The 14,757-nt window shown below is 43.4% G+C and carries 14 protein-coding genes; 7 read left to right on the forward strand and 7 right to left on the reverse strand.

What is annotated here, in order from left to right:
- Positions 1 to 63: 63 nt before the first annotated feature.
- The 5 genes from L4D79_RS14980 to potA all read right to left on the reverse strand — a co-directional run bounded on the left by L4D79_RS14980 (position 64) and on the right by potA (position 5,327).
- Positions 64 to 1,107 (reverse strand): extracellular solute-binding protein, encoded by a 1,044-nt coding sequence (locus tag L4D79_RS14980; protein ID WP_428652359.1) that lies wholly within the window; start codon positions 1,105 to 1,107, stop codon positions 64 to 66.
- Positions 1,108 to 1,456: 349 nt separating this feature from the next.
- The gene (locus L4D79_RS14985) at positions 1,457 to 2,488 is read right to left on the reverse strand and encodes an extracellular solute-binding protein (RefSeq protein ID WP_428652360.1); all 1,032 of its coding nucleotides are present in this window, start codon (positions 2,486 to 2,488) and stop codon (positions 1,457 to 1,459) included.
- Between the two features lie 109 nt (positions 2,489 to 2,597).
- Positions 2,598 to 3,368 carry a spermidine/putrescine ABC transporter permease PotC gene (gene potC, locus L4D79_RS14990; protein ID WP_428652361.1) on the reverse strand — a complete coding sequence of 257 codons (771 nt, stop codon included), beginning with the start codon at positions 3,366 to 3,368 and terminating at the stop codon, positions 2,598 to 2,600.
- Positions 3,368 to 4,225, reverse strand: a complete 858-nt coding sequence (gene potB / locus L4D79_RS14995; RefSeq protein ID WP_428652362.1) for a spermidine/putrescine ABC transporter permease PotB — start codon at positions 4,223 to 4,225, stop codon at positions 3,368 to 3,370. Before potB ends, potC begins: the two co-directional genes overlap by 1 nt.
- A complete protein-coding gene (gene potA / locus L4D79_RS15000) occupies positions 4,209 to 5,327 on the reverse strand; it encodes a spermidine/putrescine ABC transporter ATP-binding protein PotA (RefSeq protein ID WP_428652607.1) in 1,119 nt (372 codons plus the stop codon). Before potA ends, potB begins: the two co-directional genes overlap by 17 nt.
- Positions 5,328 to 5,713: 386 nt before the next feature.
- Between potA and L4D79_RS15005 the strand changes: the two genes are divergently transcribed.
- The 3 genes from L4D79_RS15005 to L4D79_RS15015 all read left to right on the forward strand — a co-directional run bounded on the left by L4D79_RS15005 (position 5,714) and on the right by L4D79_RS15015 (position 7,911).
- Positions 5,714 to 6,514 (forward strand): hypothetical protein, encoded by an 801-nt coding sequence (locus L4D79_RS15005; protein ID WP_428652363.1) that lies wholly within the window; start codon positions 5,714 to 5,716, stop codon positions 6,512 to 6,514.
- Between the two features lie 68 nt (positions 6,515 to 6,582).
- On the forward strand, positions 6,583 to 7,299 hold the full coding sequence (locus tag L4D79_RS15010) for a glucosaminidase domain-containing protein (RefSeq protein ID WP_428652608.1): 717 nt from the start codon (positions 6,583 to 6,585) through the stop codon (positions 7,297 to 7,299).
- Positions 7,300 to 7,302: 3 nt separating this feature from the next.
- Entirely contained in the window at positions 7,303 to 7,911 is a 609-nt protein-coding gene (locus tag L4D79_RS15015; RefSeq protein WP_428652364.1) for a DUF2987 domain-containing protein, read from the forward strand.
- An 88-nt stretch (positions 7,912 to 7,999) separates the two neighbouring features.
- On the opposite strand, the gene L4D79_RS15020 is transcribed toward L4D79_RS15015, so the two are convergent.
- Positions 8,000 to 8,911, reverse strand: a complete 912-nt coding sequence (locus L4D79_RS15020) for a PIG-L family deacetylase (protein ID WP_428652365.1) — start codon at positions 8,909 to 8,911, stop codon at positions 8,000 to 8,002.
- A gap of 271 nt (positions 8,912 to 9,182) precedes the next feature.
- Between L4D79_RS15020 and L4D79_RS15025 the strand changes: the two genes are divergently transcribed.
- Genes L4D79_RS15025 through L4D79_RS15035 form a run of 3 tightly spaced genes read left to right on the forward strand, consistent with a single transcriptional unit; the run spans position 9,183 to position 12,574 of the window.
- Entirely contained in the window at positions 9,183 to 9,887 is a 705-nt protein-coding gene (locus L4D79_RS15025; RefSeq protein ID WP_428652366.1) for a response regulator transcription factor, read from the forward strand.
- A 6-nt stretch (positions 9,888 to 9,893) separates the two neighbouring features.
- Complete coding sequence (locus L4D79_RS15030; protein WP_428652367.1) at positions 9,894 to 11,333, forward strand: ATP-binding protein; 1,440 nt, start codon at positions 9,894 to 9,896, stop codon at positions 11,331 to 11,333.
- Entirely contained in the window at positions 11,330 to 12,574 is a 1,245-nt protein-coding gene (locus L4D79_RS15035; protein ID WP_428652368.1) for an ABC transporter substrate-binding protein, read from the forward strand. Before L4D79_RS15030 ends, L4D79_RS15035 begins: the two co-directional genes overlap by 4 nt.
- A gap of 86 nt (positions 12,575 to 12,660) precedes the next feature.
- On the opposite strand, the gene L4D79_RS15040 is transcribed toward L4D79_RS15035, so the two are convergent.
- Positions 12,661 to 13,065 (reverse strand): hypothetical protein, encoded by a 405-nt coding sequence (locus L4D79_RS15040; RefSeq protein WP_428652369.1) that lies wholly within the window; start codon positions 13,063 to 13,065, stop codon positions 12,661 to 12,663.
- A 446-nt stretch (positions 13,066 to 13,511) separates the two neighbouring features.
- On the opposite strand from L4D79_RS15040, the gene pepT reads away from it, so the two are divergent.
- The gene (gene pepT / locus L4D79_RS15045) at positions 13,512 to 14,744 is read left to right on the forward strand and encodes a peptidase T (protein ID WP_428652370.1); all 1,233 of its coding nucleotides are present in this window, start codon (positions 13,512 to 13,514) and stop codon (positions 14,742 to 14,744) included.
- The last annotated feature ends 13 nt before the right edge of the window (positions 14,745 to 14,757 follow it).

The raw sequence follows: 14,757 nt of genomic DNA on the forward strand, positions 1-14,757 counted from the left end.
AAGAGATAAAAAAACTCGGGCTTCGGCCCGAGTTTTTCATGAAAGATAAAGAGTCGGGTGAGATTACTGACCCGCTTTTAGCTTCTGGTAGTACTCTTCGTAAAGAGTGTTTGCACCGTTTACACTGTCTTGCCATTCACCGGCATCCATCACTTCTTGAGGCGGGTAGATGCTTGGGTCGTTTACAAACTCAGCTGGAAGCTTGCTTTTCGCCGTTGCCACAGGTGTTGGGTAACCAATCTCTAGTGCAATCTTCGCTGCGTTCTCTGGGCGAAGTAGGAAATCGATCATCTTGTGAGCGGCATCGGTGTTCTTCGCATTGGCTGGGATAGAAATGCTATCCATCCAGAAAATTGCGCCTTCTTTTGGCCATACGATGTCGATAGGTGCGCCTTCTTGGCGAGCCATATAAGCAGAGCCGTTCCACAGCATACCTAGCGAGGTTTCGCCAGCCATGTAAGGGTTAGCAGGGTAATCAGAGTTGAATACCAATACGTTTGGCATTAGTTTCTTAAGCTCTTCGTACGCGGCTTTGATCTCTTCAGGATTTTTGGTGTTCGCAGAGTAGCCAAGTTTACGCAGGGCGATGTGGAAGAACTCACGGGCATCATCCATCATCATTAGTTGGCCTTCCCATTTAGGGTCCCATAGGTCAGCCCAGCTGCTGACTTCTTCTTTGTCCATCATATCAGTATTCACACCGATACCGGTCGCACCCCAAATGTATGGGATAGAGTAGTCATTTTCAGGGTCAAATGGCTTATGCAGGAAGTTAGGGTCGATCTCGTCAAAGTGGCTTAGCTTTGACTTGTCGATTTTTTGTAGCATATTTTCTTCACGCATTTTTGATACATAGTAGGTTGAAGGAACCACTAGATCATAGCCGTCACCGTGGGTTTTCAGCTTTGCGTACATGGTTTCATTCGACTCATAGGTCGAATAAATCACTTTAATGCCAGTCTCTTTCGTGAACTGTTCCAGAACTTCTGATGGGATGTATTCAGACCAGTTGTAGAAATAAAGCTCTTTGTCTGCGGCTGTTGCCATGTTCGAAAACATTGCCATAGCGCAAACACCACCGGCCATTAAAGAAGACCATTTTTTCATTGTTATATGCTCCAAACTAAATGGGATTTTGAGAGTGTTCTCTAGCGAATGTACTAATTATGGATGAAAATCATCTCGGTGAAGTACTAACCGCTTCTCCTGCAAAGTGTCGTTATGTCCAGCCCAAGAGCCAAACGTCGAATATTTACCCTTATACTTCGGGTAGTAAGGTTCATTAAAAAAGTACTGAGAATACAGCGCTTTTAAAAGCATATTATAACAGGGAATTGAATGGCTACGATATGGAATATCAGGCTCTAATAACTGTCTGAACTATTAATAGTCAAGTTTGTCTGTTTTCGATATAAAAAAGGCAGCCATTTGGCTGCCTTAAGCTAATTTATAGAGATTACTGACCAGCTTTTAGCTCGAGGAAGTAATTCTCGTAGCGGATATTCATATCGCCAACGGAATCCTGCCACTCACCACGATCAAGATCTTCTTGTGGTGGGAACAGAGTAGGGTTGTCTTTGTATTTAGCGTTTGAGGCTTCAACTGCGGTTAGGTAACCTGTCTCTTCTGAGATTTTTGCTGCTACATCTGGGCGCAACAAGAAATCAATCATCTTGTGTGCAGCTTCAACGTTCTTCGCATTTTTGGCAATTGCTAGGCTATCAACCCAGAAGATACCGCCTTCTTTTGGCCAAATAAGCTCAATCGGCAAGCCTTCTTTCTGAGCGGCAGCAGCAGAGCCATTCCAAAGCATACCCAAGCCAACTTCACCTGCTAGATATGGAGCGGCAGGGTTGTCTGAGTTAAACACCAATACGTTTGGCATCAATTTTTTCAGTTCTTCGTGGGCTTCATCGATCTGTTTTGGATCGGTGGTGTTACCAGAATAACCTAATTTACGAAGAGCAATGTGGAACACTTCGCGCGTGTCATCCATAAGCATGAGTTGGCCTTCAAGCTCAGGATTCCAAAGGTCCGCCCAGCTATCGAAATCAGCAGGATCATACATGTCAGTGTTAACTGCCAAGCCTGTCATTGCGATAACATGTGGGATCGAGTAGTCGTTGTTTGGGTCAAAAGGCTTATCCAGATAATTCTTATCAAGCTCTTTGAAGTTGGTTAGCTTTGATTTATCGATTTTCTGTAACATGCCTTCATCGCGCATTTTTGCAACGAAGTAAGTTGACGGCACAACCAGGTCGTAACCTTGAGGGTGGGCTTTTAACTTAGCGTACATAGTCTCGTTCGACTCGTAAGTCGAATAAATCACTTTAATACCAGTTTCTTTAGTGAACTGCTCACGAAGCTCCGTAGAAATGTACGGACCCCAGTTCATAAAGACTAATTCCTTGTCTGCGGCATTGGCAACGTTAGTAAACATCGCAGCAGCGCATGCAGTACCGGCTAGAAAAGCGGACCATTTTTTCATTAGATTATCATCTCCAAAACCCTTTTAGGGTGTTAATACAAAACAAGTGGCCCGAAGGCCACTTGCTCGTTCTTTGGCTAAAGCCAAATTTAAAGCGGTGTTACAAGCCTTATTTGATTTTCTCTCGCGCCAGTAGCTGAGAGGCGACAACCAGAATCAAAGATACAATCAGCATAATTGTAGCCAATGCATTCACTTCTGGTGAAATACCCACTTTTACCATGGAGTAAATCTTCAAAGGCAGAATTTCATAACTTGGGCCTGTCACGAATGAACTGACAATTACGTCATCCAAAGACAGGGTAAAGCTCAACAACCAGCCTGCGGCTACCGCAGGTTTGGCAAGCGGTAGGATAATTTGCTTTAGAATTACCCATTCGCTAGCACCTAAATCACGGGCAGCTTCCAGCATTTTCACATCAAAGCCTTTTAAGCGGCTGTATACCGTTACGACCACGAAGGGTAGACAGAATGTGATATGAGAAAGCAGCAAAGTTAGGAAACCCATCTCTGCGCCAACCAAAATAAACAACGCAAGAAGCGAGATTGCCATAACAATGTCTGGTGACATCATCACGACAAACAGCATACCGTTGACAAAATGCTTACCGCGGAATTGGTAGCGGAAGAGGGCAACGGCCGTCAAACTACCAATAATCGCTGCAGCGGTTGCTGAGAACACGGCAATGTTCAGCGAGTGCCATGCTGCCTGCATCAAGCTGTCGTTGTTTACCAACTGGTGATACCACTTGGTCGTGAATCCACCCCATTTCATGCCAAATTTGCTGGCATTAAATGAGTTCACAATAAGGATAATGATCGGTGTATATAGGAAGGCATACACCACAGTCATAAAACTGTATTTAAATACGCGTCCCATTATTCAAGCTCCACTTTACGGTTTAGCAGCTTGCCTGCGCGGTAGTAAGCGTACAGCATGACTGCCATTGCGATGGTCAATGCGATGCTGGTTGCCGCACCAAATGGCCAATCACGGGCGTTCAAGACCTGGCTCTTAATCACGTTACCAATAAGCAGGTTCTTCGCGCCGCCAAGTAGGTCAGACACATAGAACATGCCAAGGGCAGGCAACAGAACCAGTAGACAGCCAGCGATAATGCCAGGCATTGTCAGCGGAAAAATCACTTTCACGAACGTTTGGAACTTGTTCGCACCCAAATCACGCGCAGCTTCAATGTAGTTGTGGTCCAGCTTCTCAATGGCCGAGTACAGCGGTAGCACCATAAACGGCAGCAGAATATATACTAGGCCAATCATTACCGCGTATTCGGTGTACATGATCCGAATAGGCTTATCGATAATATCGAGATAAAGCAGGGCATTATTAAGAATACCGCGAGTACCCAGCATGATCTTAAGGCCGTAAGTACGGATCAGTGAATTGGTCCAGAACGGTACAATCACCAAAAACAGCATGAATGGACGCCACTTTTCAGGCATCTTTGCAATCGCATAAGCAAATGGATAGCCAATCACCAAGCAGAGCAGGGTGGCCACCAGCGCCATGTAAAACGAATGCATCATGACCTTTGCATACAGCGGGTCAAACAACCGGATATAGTTGTCCAACGTAAAGGTCATTTCAATCAGGTTTGCATCATCTCGGGTCAGGAAACTGGTTCCGATGATCATCAAGTTGGGTATAAAGACAAATAGCAATAGCCAACTAACAATGATGGTTATGATGATGTTTTGAAGATTAAGCTTCTTGTTCATCTGCCAGCACCACTTCCCAGCTTTCTACCCAAGTAACAGCAACTTTTTGATCCAAAGAGTGGTCAACATCAGGATCATCTTCGTTGAAGAATTCACTTACCATGACAGACGTGCCCGTCTCCAGTTCAACGACTGAGTCAAGCGTCATACCCTTGTAGGTACGCTCACGAATATAGCCAATGATGCCTTGTGCTTCGTCACCATTGTTGATTTCTTCAAGGCGAATATCTTCAGGTCGTAGCAATACCTTAACCTTGTCACCCGCGCTAACCGGTAGCTTGCAATGGATCATTGAAGGGCGGCCTTCAACATTTGCCAATACACGGGTTTCGTCTAGGCGTTCTTTGACAACGGCATCAAACACGTTGATTTCGCCAATGAAACGCGCAACAAATAGGTTTTCTGGCTCTTCGTAAATTTCACGAGGAGAGCCGTCTTGCTCAACGTTACCAGAGCGCATAACAATGATACGATCTGACATTGATAGGGCTTCTTCTTGATCGTGCGTAACGAAAATAAAAGTAATACCCAGTTTACGCTGCAGCTGCTTTAGCTCGATCTGCATCTGTTTGCGAAGTTTATAGTCCAGCGCCGACAGAGATTCATCCAACAACAATACTTTTGGCTTATTTACAACAGCACGTGCGATAGCAACACGCTGCTGCTGACCACCAGAAAGTTGGTGAGGCTTACGTGGGGCAAATTGTTCTAATTGCACCATACGCAGCGCGTCCATAACGCGCGGTTCAATCTCACGTTCAGCCACTTTCTGCATGCGCAGGCCAAAGGCAACATTTTCAAATACCGTCATGTGCGGGAAAAGCGCATAACTTTGAAAGACAGTATTTACATTTCGTTGTTCGGCTGGAATACCGGTTACGTCTTTACCAGCAATAACAACTTGCCCCGCATCGGCATTTTCAAAGCCGGCGATAAGTCGGAGTACTGTTGTTTTACCACAGCCAGAAGGGCCGAGAATGGTAAGGAATTCACCATCGTTCACATTCAAATCGAGACCAGTGATGATTTGCTTGCCATCGAAGCTCTTACTCAGCCCTTTAAGCTGAATCACCGGTGCTTTAGTTGTTTCTGCAGCGTTCAATTCTACGAGATCTCCACCTAGGGGTTTCATAGGTAATCCCCCCAACTATTAGGTTGAATTTAGGGGGCGCATAATAGTCCCCTAAACGCGTAATTCAAAGCGTTTTTTTCCAATTTTTTAGACTATTTTCATACTCGTATATCACTGTTTTCTGACAACCAAGATGTAAGGCCCACGCTTTGATATAATTACCTTTAAAATCAAAGCCAAAACTGTTACTTGCCGTAGGCATAACCTATTAATCATAGTGTATTGAGGCCGGCTGGCTAATTCGCCAGCAAAATCTGAACCTGAATAGAAAAACTGCTTTTTGTCTCAATGTTTCTCTATCGTGCTTAACTAGCGTACAATCACGGGCCAAGTGTGTAATAGTTAGTGAAATACAAATGAATAACAAAACAATCCAAGTTGGCGGTTCAATCGAAAGAGCATTGAAAGGTGAGAGTGAACTTCAATCACTTTCCGTGCTTCAAGAAGCCTGGAAAATCACAGCCAAGAATTTTCTGACTTTCTTGCCAGCGGTTATTGGTTTGTTTCTGGCGCAGGTTGCGCTGCTTTTAGTTGGCCTACAAGTACAACTGGGCAGTGCAATGGTGTTTTTTGATGCAGTGATTACTGGCGGCGAAATGGCAGCCTCTGTGATTGAAGCGGGATACATGGCTAACTTTTGGTCTGATGTATTAAGTGCGCCTTTATTGGCTGGCGTAAGCTTGATGGCACTCAATCATGCGGTTGGTCTACCGAGTAAGCCAAGTTATTTGGTGAAAGGTTTTCCTTTTGCTATTGCTTCTGTCATTACTGTCTTGCTGAGTGCTTCCCTGCAGGGTATTGCCAACGCGATATTCCCTATTCTGGGAATGCTACTTTCCATGGGATTTAGCCTTGCGATTATGCTGGTTTGTGAAAAACGTTTATCGCCATTAAAAGCAATACAGTTTTCACTTGTGGCAACTTTACGTAAACTACTGCCGATGACAGCGATTTTCATTGTCATCCTAACGATGTTTATTATTTCATTTGCCACTGCTGGTATTGGCTTAATTTGGACAATTCCATTCTTCTTCAATGTGAAAGCCATTATCTACCGTAACCTTTTTGGTGTTTCTCTACACGTTTCGACTGTTCAAAAAGGCCAGAATGATAACGACCAAGATCAGCAGGGGGACTCAAAGGTTTTTGACGCGTGATAAAAAATATAACTACCCGTAAAGTTGCCATTCTTGCGCTAGTCAGTGGATTGACAGCATGTGGTGAAATGCCTTCCCAAAGCGCTAACGATGAGGCCTTCCCGGCCTCACCTCAAAGCACCAAGCCAGACTTCTCTAAAATAACGGATGTTGGCCAGAAGAAAACGGCTTTCTTTGAATTTCTGCGCCCAGCCGTTGAACATGAAAACCAACGAGTTGAAAAAGAGCGCCAGTTCCTAGAATCAATTACACCTCTAGTTGATGCCGGAAAATCACTCTCAGCCGATCAAAAAACCTATGCTGAGAAGCTATCTGACGCTTACAAGGTACCGCTGAGTGATACTGGCGTGACATCAGAGTGGCTAGCGGCAATGCTGAATCGTGTTGATGTGATCCCAGAATCCCTAGTTCTGAGCCAAGCGGCTAATGAATCAGGGTGGGGAACATCACGCTTTGCTGTGGAAGGAAACAACTATTTTGGCCAATGGTGTTATCGTAAGGGTTGCGGTTTGGTCCCCAATGCACGAAATGATGACGCAAGCCATGAAGTGGCGGTTTTTGCATCACCTTATTTATCGGTGCAAGCCTACTTCATGAATGTGAATACTAACCGGGCTTATCAAGACTTACGTGATATCCGCTCTGCTCAACGTATGGCTGGTAACATCATTGAAGGTACCAAATTAGCAGAAGGACTAAGCCGTTACTCAGAACGTGGTCAGGCTTATGTTGATGAAATACAAGCAATGATCAGGCACAACAATCAATATTGGCGCCAAGGATAAAGGATGAAGTTGACCTATTGGCTATTAGCCGGCTTATTTGCCAGCAGTTCGCTCTATGCTCAGGATGCAGCAGCACAGAACATAGAAATGCGTTACAGCACACTTTATAGCAAGCTCAAGCAAAACGTTAAAGAGGGGCATGATGATGTAAAAATCGCCCTGTTTTTACTGAACCAGCAAGACGGCAGTGTCTGCAATATCCATAAAGGTTCAATGCGAAAAGACAAGCACTTTGAAGAGCTAGTGATTCCGGAAAACAATGAACTGAGTGTTCCGGTTGATAGCAACTTGCGTCAGGCTAATCCCGATGTGACTTTCGTGATTGATGATGGCATTACGTGTGATGTGTCTATGCAGGTCATTGCCAAGAAAGATTACGGCACGGCTATCAAGCAAACAGACGTTGCTGAATTGGTACCACAGATGAATCAATTACTGTCTGCTCTTGGCGGTATGTTCTCTGGTTGGTTTATGCCTGATGTTGAGGGGGTTGTCGTTCACTTCGGTAGTGGTGAAACACAGATCATTGAACTGTCATCATTGACTGAAGGGGAAGCTCTTCACTTTAACCAGCCCATGGTTAAGGTAACACCTTGGGTTCCGCGAGACTAATTTTAAATGATTGAAACCCGAGTTAATCTCAACTCGGGTTTTGCTGTATTGCCAGAGAGTTGGGCAAAGTCACTCTTTAGTGAGTTGCTTACTTAAGAGTGCAGTATTCCAAACTACACAGTTGATGTTTTTGTAAATCGCCATACGTTGACTTATCCCATTTATAGATATTTTCAAATTCAGCACTCTCTAGAGGTGGGATATAACCTAGGTCATATTGGCTTAAATAGTACTTTTTGAATAAATCCAACTTATAGTCTTTGTCATACCAATAAGATATTTTAGATATTGCATCATGCGGCAACCTTGCCTTGATCGAGTTTAACTCATCTTCAGCTTTATCAGGATTTGCGCCTGTATACGGCTGGTCCTCTCCAAAATAAATCTGACACTGGGCGTCATTACCTAAATCATGGGCTGCTTTCATAACGGCTTCACGAACAATGAAGTGATCAATATGTGAGCCGTTGGCAAGAAGAACAAATGCAGCACAATCTTGTTGTTTCAGAATTGGTGTAATATCAGCGGCTATTCTGTTGTATACGTCAATTTCTGCTTGTCTGAAATCGGCAAACGATCCAGCCGGCCCTCCACCAGCCGTCGGTGAACCCTCATATAGGCGCAAAGGTGCATCGTAGAAGCCAGCGGTTTTATAACGGAAATTATCCCAGCTACCAAACATTTCAGTGTGGGCGCTAAAGTCTTCGTTAAAGCGCATTTTCGTGATATCAAGTACGCGCTTATTGGTTAAAATATCTAGATGATTCGTCGAATAATTAGATAGGCTGAAAAATACTTCTGTCACATTTGTCTTGTGCTCAATACTTCCTTCATTGGCCAGTTTACTGATGAGACCGCCGAATGTAAGCAGTATGTCATCAGGGTGTGGACTCAGAAAATAAATATTCTGCTCTGGTATAGTTGAATAAGATTGTGCGCTGACAATACTTGGGGCAATAGCGAGTGTAAGTACAGCAGCAGCTGTTTTGATTGAGTTCATTCCTATCTCCATATGTCATATCTAAATTGATATCAAAAGGTTGAATCAAGTTTCTTTTTCCTAACACTACATTCAAATAATCTATTTCGTATTGTTTTGCTGACAACTCTAGCAATATATTTCCACTAATAAGTAATTTATGGTTGTTTGTTTGTAAGAGAACTCTTACAAACCGATAAAACAATACGTAGATCTAATTAATCAATAAATGCCTTGCCCTGTTTGTTGATTAAACATATAACTATTGCGCTAATGTTTTATAAGGTATCTTATGGAAAAGAAAAACATACTCGTCGTCGATGATAGTGAAGAAATTAGAGATGCGCTCAGCGAATATTTAACCCGTTCTGGGTTTAATGTTGTTACCGCTTCTGATGGCGAAGAAATGTGGCAACAAATGGCCATTCAGGAACCCCATCTTATTGTGTTAGACATAATGCTTCCTGGTGAAGATGGTTTTACACTTTGCAGTAAAATACGATTAAAATCACATGTCCCAATTATTATGTTGACCGCAGTATGTGAAGAAGTGGACCGCATTACAGGCTTAGAAGTTGGCGCTGATGATTATATAACAAAAACATTTAGCCCGAGAGAACTGCTGGCAAGAATAAAAGCCTTATTACGTCGCAGCGAATTCAATAGCAGCACCCTGTTTAGCAAAAGGGTTGGCTTTTTAAGTTGGACCTTTGATACGGTAAAAAGGCGTCTGGTGCATGCTGATGGCGAAACTATTCAGCTTTCTGGTGCTGACTTCTCCTTGTTGAGCTTGTTCGTTCAGAACCCCAATAAAATTTTCAGTAGAGACGAAATTGCACAATGGGTGTGGGGGCGGGAAGTCGAACCAATGGAAAGAGGGATTGATGTACAGATGAGTCGGCTTCGAAAACATCTGAACGATCATGACCGTTCAATAATCATAACGGTCAGAAACAAAGGCTATATGTTTGCTGTTGATACTTTCTTTGAATCGTAAATACTAATGACTAAAATTGATGCTTTTTTTAAGTCAATCACCTTTCGAGTTGGAGCGACGTTACTGGTTGTTATTATCCTGGCTGAGCTAATTGCTGGACTTATTTGGTATCAGGCCAATGAAGATGATAAGAAAGAAAACATAAAGCAGACAGCACTGAGTATCGCCGAAGGGGCGTTAGATACTTACAGTTATTTTCAGTCACTTCCGGTCAATTATCGCCATTTAATACTTAACCAATTGAGAGAGTCGGGGGGGACTCGATTCTTCATATCTATAAATGACAAGTTCATTCCTAATCATACGCTTTCCAGTTATCGTTACACACCGTGGTTGGTAGAACAACTCGAGCAAGAAATGTTACTTGAGCTGACTGACGTGGAAGATATTCGTGTTGCGATAACCAAAAGAGCCGATATTCGGGTTTTTAATTCAGGTATTCGATTGAACGAACTGCCGGAGATTTGGACAAAGTACAGCCTTGTTCTTGGTGAGCTAAACCTTCCGATTTTGGTTATGCAGATAAAAATGTCCGAGCAGGAGTGGTTTTACATAGCATCCGTCTTGCCAATGACATTTTCTAGCTTATCGACATCGTACATAGAGCAACGCCAGTTATTATTCCTAGGTATTACCTCTGTTCTTTTGATGCTATGCACAGCGTGGATCGTACAGAAAGAACTGCGTCCCATTAAATCATTAGCAAAAGCGGCAACTCTGATGGGCTCTCAACTCGTTGTTAAGGAAATTAAAGAGGAAGGCAGTACCGAGATGCAAGCAACGGTTCATGCATTCAACAAAATGAACAGGAGAGTGCGTTCCTATATTCGTGATCGCGAAATGTTGTTTAGTACAATATCCCATGATTTGAAAACACCGCTGGCATGCCTCAAACTTCGGACAGAAATGTTAGATGATGAGCAAACAAGGCTGCGTTTTGAAAAGTTATTAAATGAATTCGATCTCCTTCTTAAGGGGGCTTTGCAGTGTATCCGCGAAACCGATATTCATGAAGAGCCAGAGAGAGTCGATATCAATATGCTACTCATCCAATGCGCTGCATATTACAACCGAAACAAACCTACCGTGTCTTTTGCCCATAATACTGACGCTGACTATACCGGCAAGCCTGTGGCGATAAAGCGTTGTGTCTATAACTTAATTGACAATGCCGTTTTGTATGGCGGCAAAGTTGATGTCTCTATCTTAAATTCAGAGTCTTACCTTGTGATAACCATAAGAGACTACGGCCCCGGAATTGAGAATAAGCTGCTTGAAAAGGTTTTTGAACCTTATTTTAGGAGCGGTAAGCAGGATATTGATGGCTCCGGTCTTGGGTTGACGATCTCTAGAAGTATAGCGCGCTCTCATGGTGGGGACCTGATACTGAATAACCATCCAGAGCAGGGGTTGGTTGCGGAATTATTTTTATCGAGAGACGTATGAAAAAGCTTTTAATTGTTGGGTTCATCACGGCTATCTTTTCAGCCCACGCCGCTCAGGATGTGCAGTTTCTCCATTGGTGGACTTCCGAAGGTGAAGTCAATTCTGTTGAGGTCATAAAAGAAGAGTTAGTAAAAGCCGGTTTTAACCTCGTCAGCGTACCGGTTGAAGGCGGTGGAGGGAAGATTGCCAAATCGATACTCCAGGCACGTGCTATTGCGGGGAATCCACCGGATGTTGCGCAATTGGAAGGGCCCTCGATAAAGTCTTGGGCGGCACTTGGCTTTTTGCATAACATTAATGATACAGCCGAGCAGCACGACTGGGATAAGAACCTGTTCAAGGTGGCCAAGAAGATCCATCGCCACGACGGCGAATATGTGGCGGTTCCTGTAACCCTTCATCGTCTAAATTGGATGTGGGTAAACTATGAAGTATTGCAGCGATACCAGCTTGCTGTTCCAGAAACTTGGCAGCAGATGATTGAGGTCTTTGCCGAACTCCAACAGCGTGGTATTGCACCATTAGCTATAGGTAATGAGCCATGGCAGATTGTTCAGCTATTCGAAAATATTGCCTTTGGTTTGGGCGGGGCAAAATACTACAAAAAAGCCTATATTGACCTTGATCCTGAAGCACTTGCTAGCCAGACGACCTTGGAGGCTCTGCAACTGTTTCGGCAGATTAGTGCAATTGTTTTGCCCTATCTGACTAAGCAAACTTGGGATTCAGCAACCCAGCAACTGCTTGATGGTAGTCGAGCTTTTCAAATTACTGGAGATTGGGTGGCAGGAGATCTGATGGCATTTGATGGCGTATTTCCTGACAAGATAGGTTGTTATCCAACGCCTGCACATGAGCCAGGCTTTATCTACAATATGGACAGTCTCGTACTGTTCAAAAGTCCACATCTAGATGCTGAGTTGGCAAATAAAATAGCGAAATCACTGGCAGACCCTCGACTTATATCGGCATTTAACAAGCAGAAAGGGTCCGTCCCGCCGTATCGTAATATTGCTTTGTCTGGTTTTAATTCATGTACTATCGATGCATATCAGGACTTTCAGTTGGCTGAAAAGCAGGGCAACCTCGTGCCGAGTATGATTGATTCTATGGCTGTTAGCCCTGTCATTGAAAAAGCGGCAACCAACGAACTATTCCGCTTCTTCAATGATCCCTCCATACAGCCCGAGGATGTTATTTTGCATATGCAGAGTATGGGGGCGAGTAATATAAGCTTATGATGCAGATTTTGATAAAGCCCGGTTTTATACCGGGCTTTATCGTTTGATAGCAAAGCAGCTTGTTAAATGCTGGTTGTTATACTGTCTCAGTTTGGCATTAAATCACGATTAGTGGCTTTGATTCTGATACCTCCTTTCTGATGCTCGGTCACTTTAAGACCGTTAGGGGTTTCATAAGAGATATATAGCTTGGCGTTGTCATTGCACCATTTCGACACTTGAGAAGTTAAAAGAGAGTTGGGTAAGTAACGAGAGTGACAACATTGAGAAAAGTTAAGTTGCGCCTGGCGCTTGAACTCTGAAGCAATTCGAGGATAAAACAGATCGAGCTTTTCATTTCCGTCTTTATTACAAAAGTGTAAATTTGCTTTTAATTGGCCTTTTTTATACCTCAACTTTAATTTGGCGGGAATATTGTCATTAATGACGGGGATTTGAACATCCACAGTTTTTTCAATGGGTTCATGCGGTAAAAATAGATTAGTAAGCATAAGACCTCCTTGGTTTGAATTCATCTTATGCACTATTTAAGAAAAAATTTTCTACCAATGTCACACATACTGAATGGCAGCTAAATAAGATATGAGTTCTATAGTGGACGATCAACCTTTTACATTTTCACACACTTTATCTTCGGCTACGCCGAGGTAACTATCAGGCCTAAACGAAACATACATATACCTAAGTAACTTGGGTGTGAAATATGGCAACACAAAGTTAACCAATAAAGCAGATTTTTGCAGCGCACAAGCATGTCAATTATTGAGTTGTTAATCAAAAATGCTGTGTTTGATGTGATTCTCGTTAAAAAAATTGGTCAGCTCAGCAACCAATCTCCATTTAATGCACAAAAAACTGATTCATCGCAATTCATTTAACTGCTCCTATCGGGATACTTGCTCGGTGTATTAATCTAATTAAATGAAATGAGTGGGACATGGATAACTTAATTGAGCGTTTTCTACGATACGTGAGCTTTGAAACTCAATCTAACCCTGCCAATGCCCACTGCCCAAGTACTGAGGGGCAGCGTGTATTAGCTCAGCAACTGAAAGATGAACTGGTTGAACTTGGTCTCTCAGACGTCACTTTGGATGACAATGGCTATCTGACTGCTCGCCTGCCTGCCAATGTCAGCCATGAAGTACCAGCCATTGGTTTTATTGCCCATATGGATACGGCACCTGACGCTTCCGGTAAAGATGTAAAGCCACAGATCGTTGAAAATTATCAAGGTGGCGATATTGCACTAGGTATTGGCGATGAAGTGCTATCGCCAATTCACTACCCAGATCTTAACAAGCTTCATGGTCACAACCTGATCACCACCGATGGTACAACTTTGCTGGGTGCCGACAACAAAGCAGGTATTGCCGAAATCATTACTGCTGTCGCATACCTAAAAGCCAACCCTGAAATCAAGCATGGTGAAATTTGTATTGGCTTTACGCCGGATGAAGAAATTGGCCGAGGCGCAAACCTGTTTGATGTTGAGAACTTTGGTGCTAAATGGGCATACACGATTGATGGTGGCCCAGTTGGTGAATTGGAATATGAGAACTTCAATGCGACTTCTGCGGATGTTATCTGTCACGGTGTGAACGTTCACCCAGGTACAGCCAAGAACAAGATGGTTAATGCCATGAACATCGCGGCACAGTTCCAGTTGATGATGCCTGCAGACGAAACCCCAGAATGCACTGAAGGTTATGAAGGGTTCTATCATCTAAAATCCATGGAGCCTGCGGTTGCACGTACCGAACTTGGTTACATTATCAGAGACTTTGACCGTGAAGGTTTGGAGCGCCGTAAGGCCTTTATGCAGGCTAAAGTGGATGAACTTAATAGCCAATTGAAGAAAGGGCGTGTTGAGCTGGTATTAACTGACTGCTACAACAATATGCGTGAAATGGTTGAGCCTCATCCACACATTATCGAGATAGCGAAACAAGCGATGATTGAATGTGATGTAAAACCTGATATCAAACCAATCCGTGGTGGTACTGATGGTGCTCGTTTGTCATTCATGGGTCTACCGTGCCCGAATATCTTCACTGGCGGCTACAATTTTCATGGTATCCATGAATTCATTTCGATTGAAGGCATGGAGCAAGCCGTTAAAGTGATCGTGAAGATTGCTGAAAACACGGCAAAGAGTACTCAGAAGTAAGCTTTTAATGGTA

The sequence above is a fragment of the Photobacterium satsumensis genome, assembly GCF_050336935.1.
Classification (GTDB): domain Bacteria; phylum Pseudomonadota; class Gammaproteobacteria; order Enterobacterales; family Vibrionaceae; genus Photobacterium; species Photobacterium satsumensis.

Coding starts and splice junctions, on each gene's coding strand:
- L4D79_RS15015 (WP_428652364.1), top strand. CDS start 7,303: ATGAAGTTGACCTATTGGCTATTAGCCGGCTTATTTGCCAGCAGTTCG.
- L4D79_RS15035 (WP_428652368.1), top strand. CDS start 11,330: ATGAAAAAGCTTTTAATTGTTGGGTTCATCACGGCTATCTTTTCAGCC.
- L4D79_RS15005 (WP_428652363.1), top strand. CDS start 5,714: ATGAATAACAAAACAATCCAAGTTGGCGGTTCAATCGAAAGAGCATTG.
- L4D79_RS15010 (WP_428652608.1), top strand. CDS start 6,583: ATGCCTTCCCAAAGCGCTAACGATGAGGCCTTCCCGGCCTCACCTCAA.
- L4D79_RS15020 (WP_428652365.1), bottom strand. CDS start 8,911: ATGAACTCAATCAAAACAGCTGCTGCTGTACTTACACTCGCTATTGCC.
- L4D79_RS15030 (WP_428652367.1), top strand. CDS start 9,894: ATGACTAAAATTGATGCTTTTTTTAAGTCAATCACCTTTCGAGTTGGA.
- L4D79_RS15040 (WP_428652369.1), bottom strand. CDS start 13,065: ATGCTTACTAATCTATTTTTACCGCATGAACCCATTGAAAAAACTGTG.
- L4D79_RS15025 (WP_428652366.1), top strand. CDS start 9,183: ATGGAAAAGAAAAACATACTCGTCGTCGATGATAGTGAAGAAATTAGA.
- L4D79_RS14985 (WP_428652360.1), bottom strand. CDS start 2,488: ATGAAAAAATGGTCCGCTTTTCTAGCCGGTACTGCATGCGCTGCTGCG.
- L4D79_RS14980 (WP_428652359.1), bottom strand. CDS start 1,107: ATGAAAAAATGGTCTTCTTTAATGGCCGGTGGTGTTTGCGCTATGGCA.
- potB (WP_428652362.1), bottom strand. CDS start 4,225: ATGAACAAGAAGCTTAATCTTCAAAACATCATCATAACCATCATTGTT.
- potC (WP_428652361.1), bottom strand. CDS start 3,368: ATGGGACGCGTATTTAAATACAGTTTTATGACTGTGGTGTATGCCTTC.
- pepT (WP_428652370.1), top strand. CDS start 13,512: ATGGATAACTTAATTGAGCGTTTTCTACGATACGTGAGCTTTGAAACT.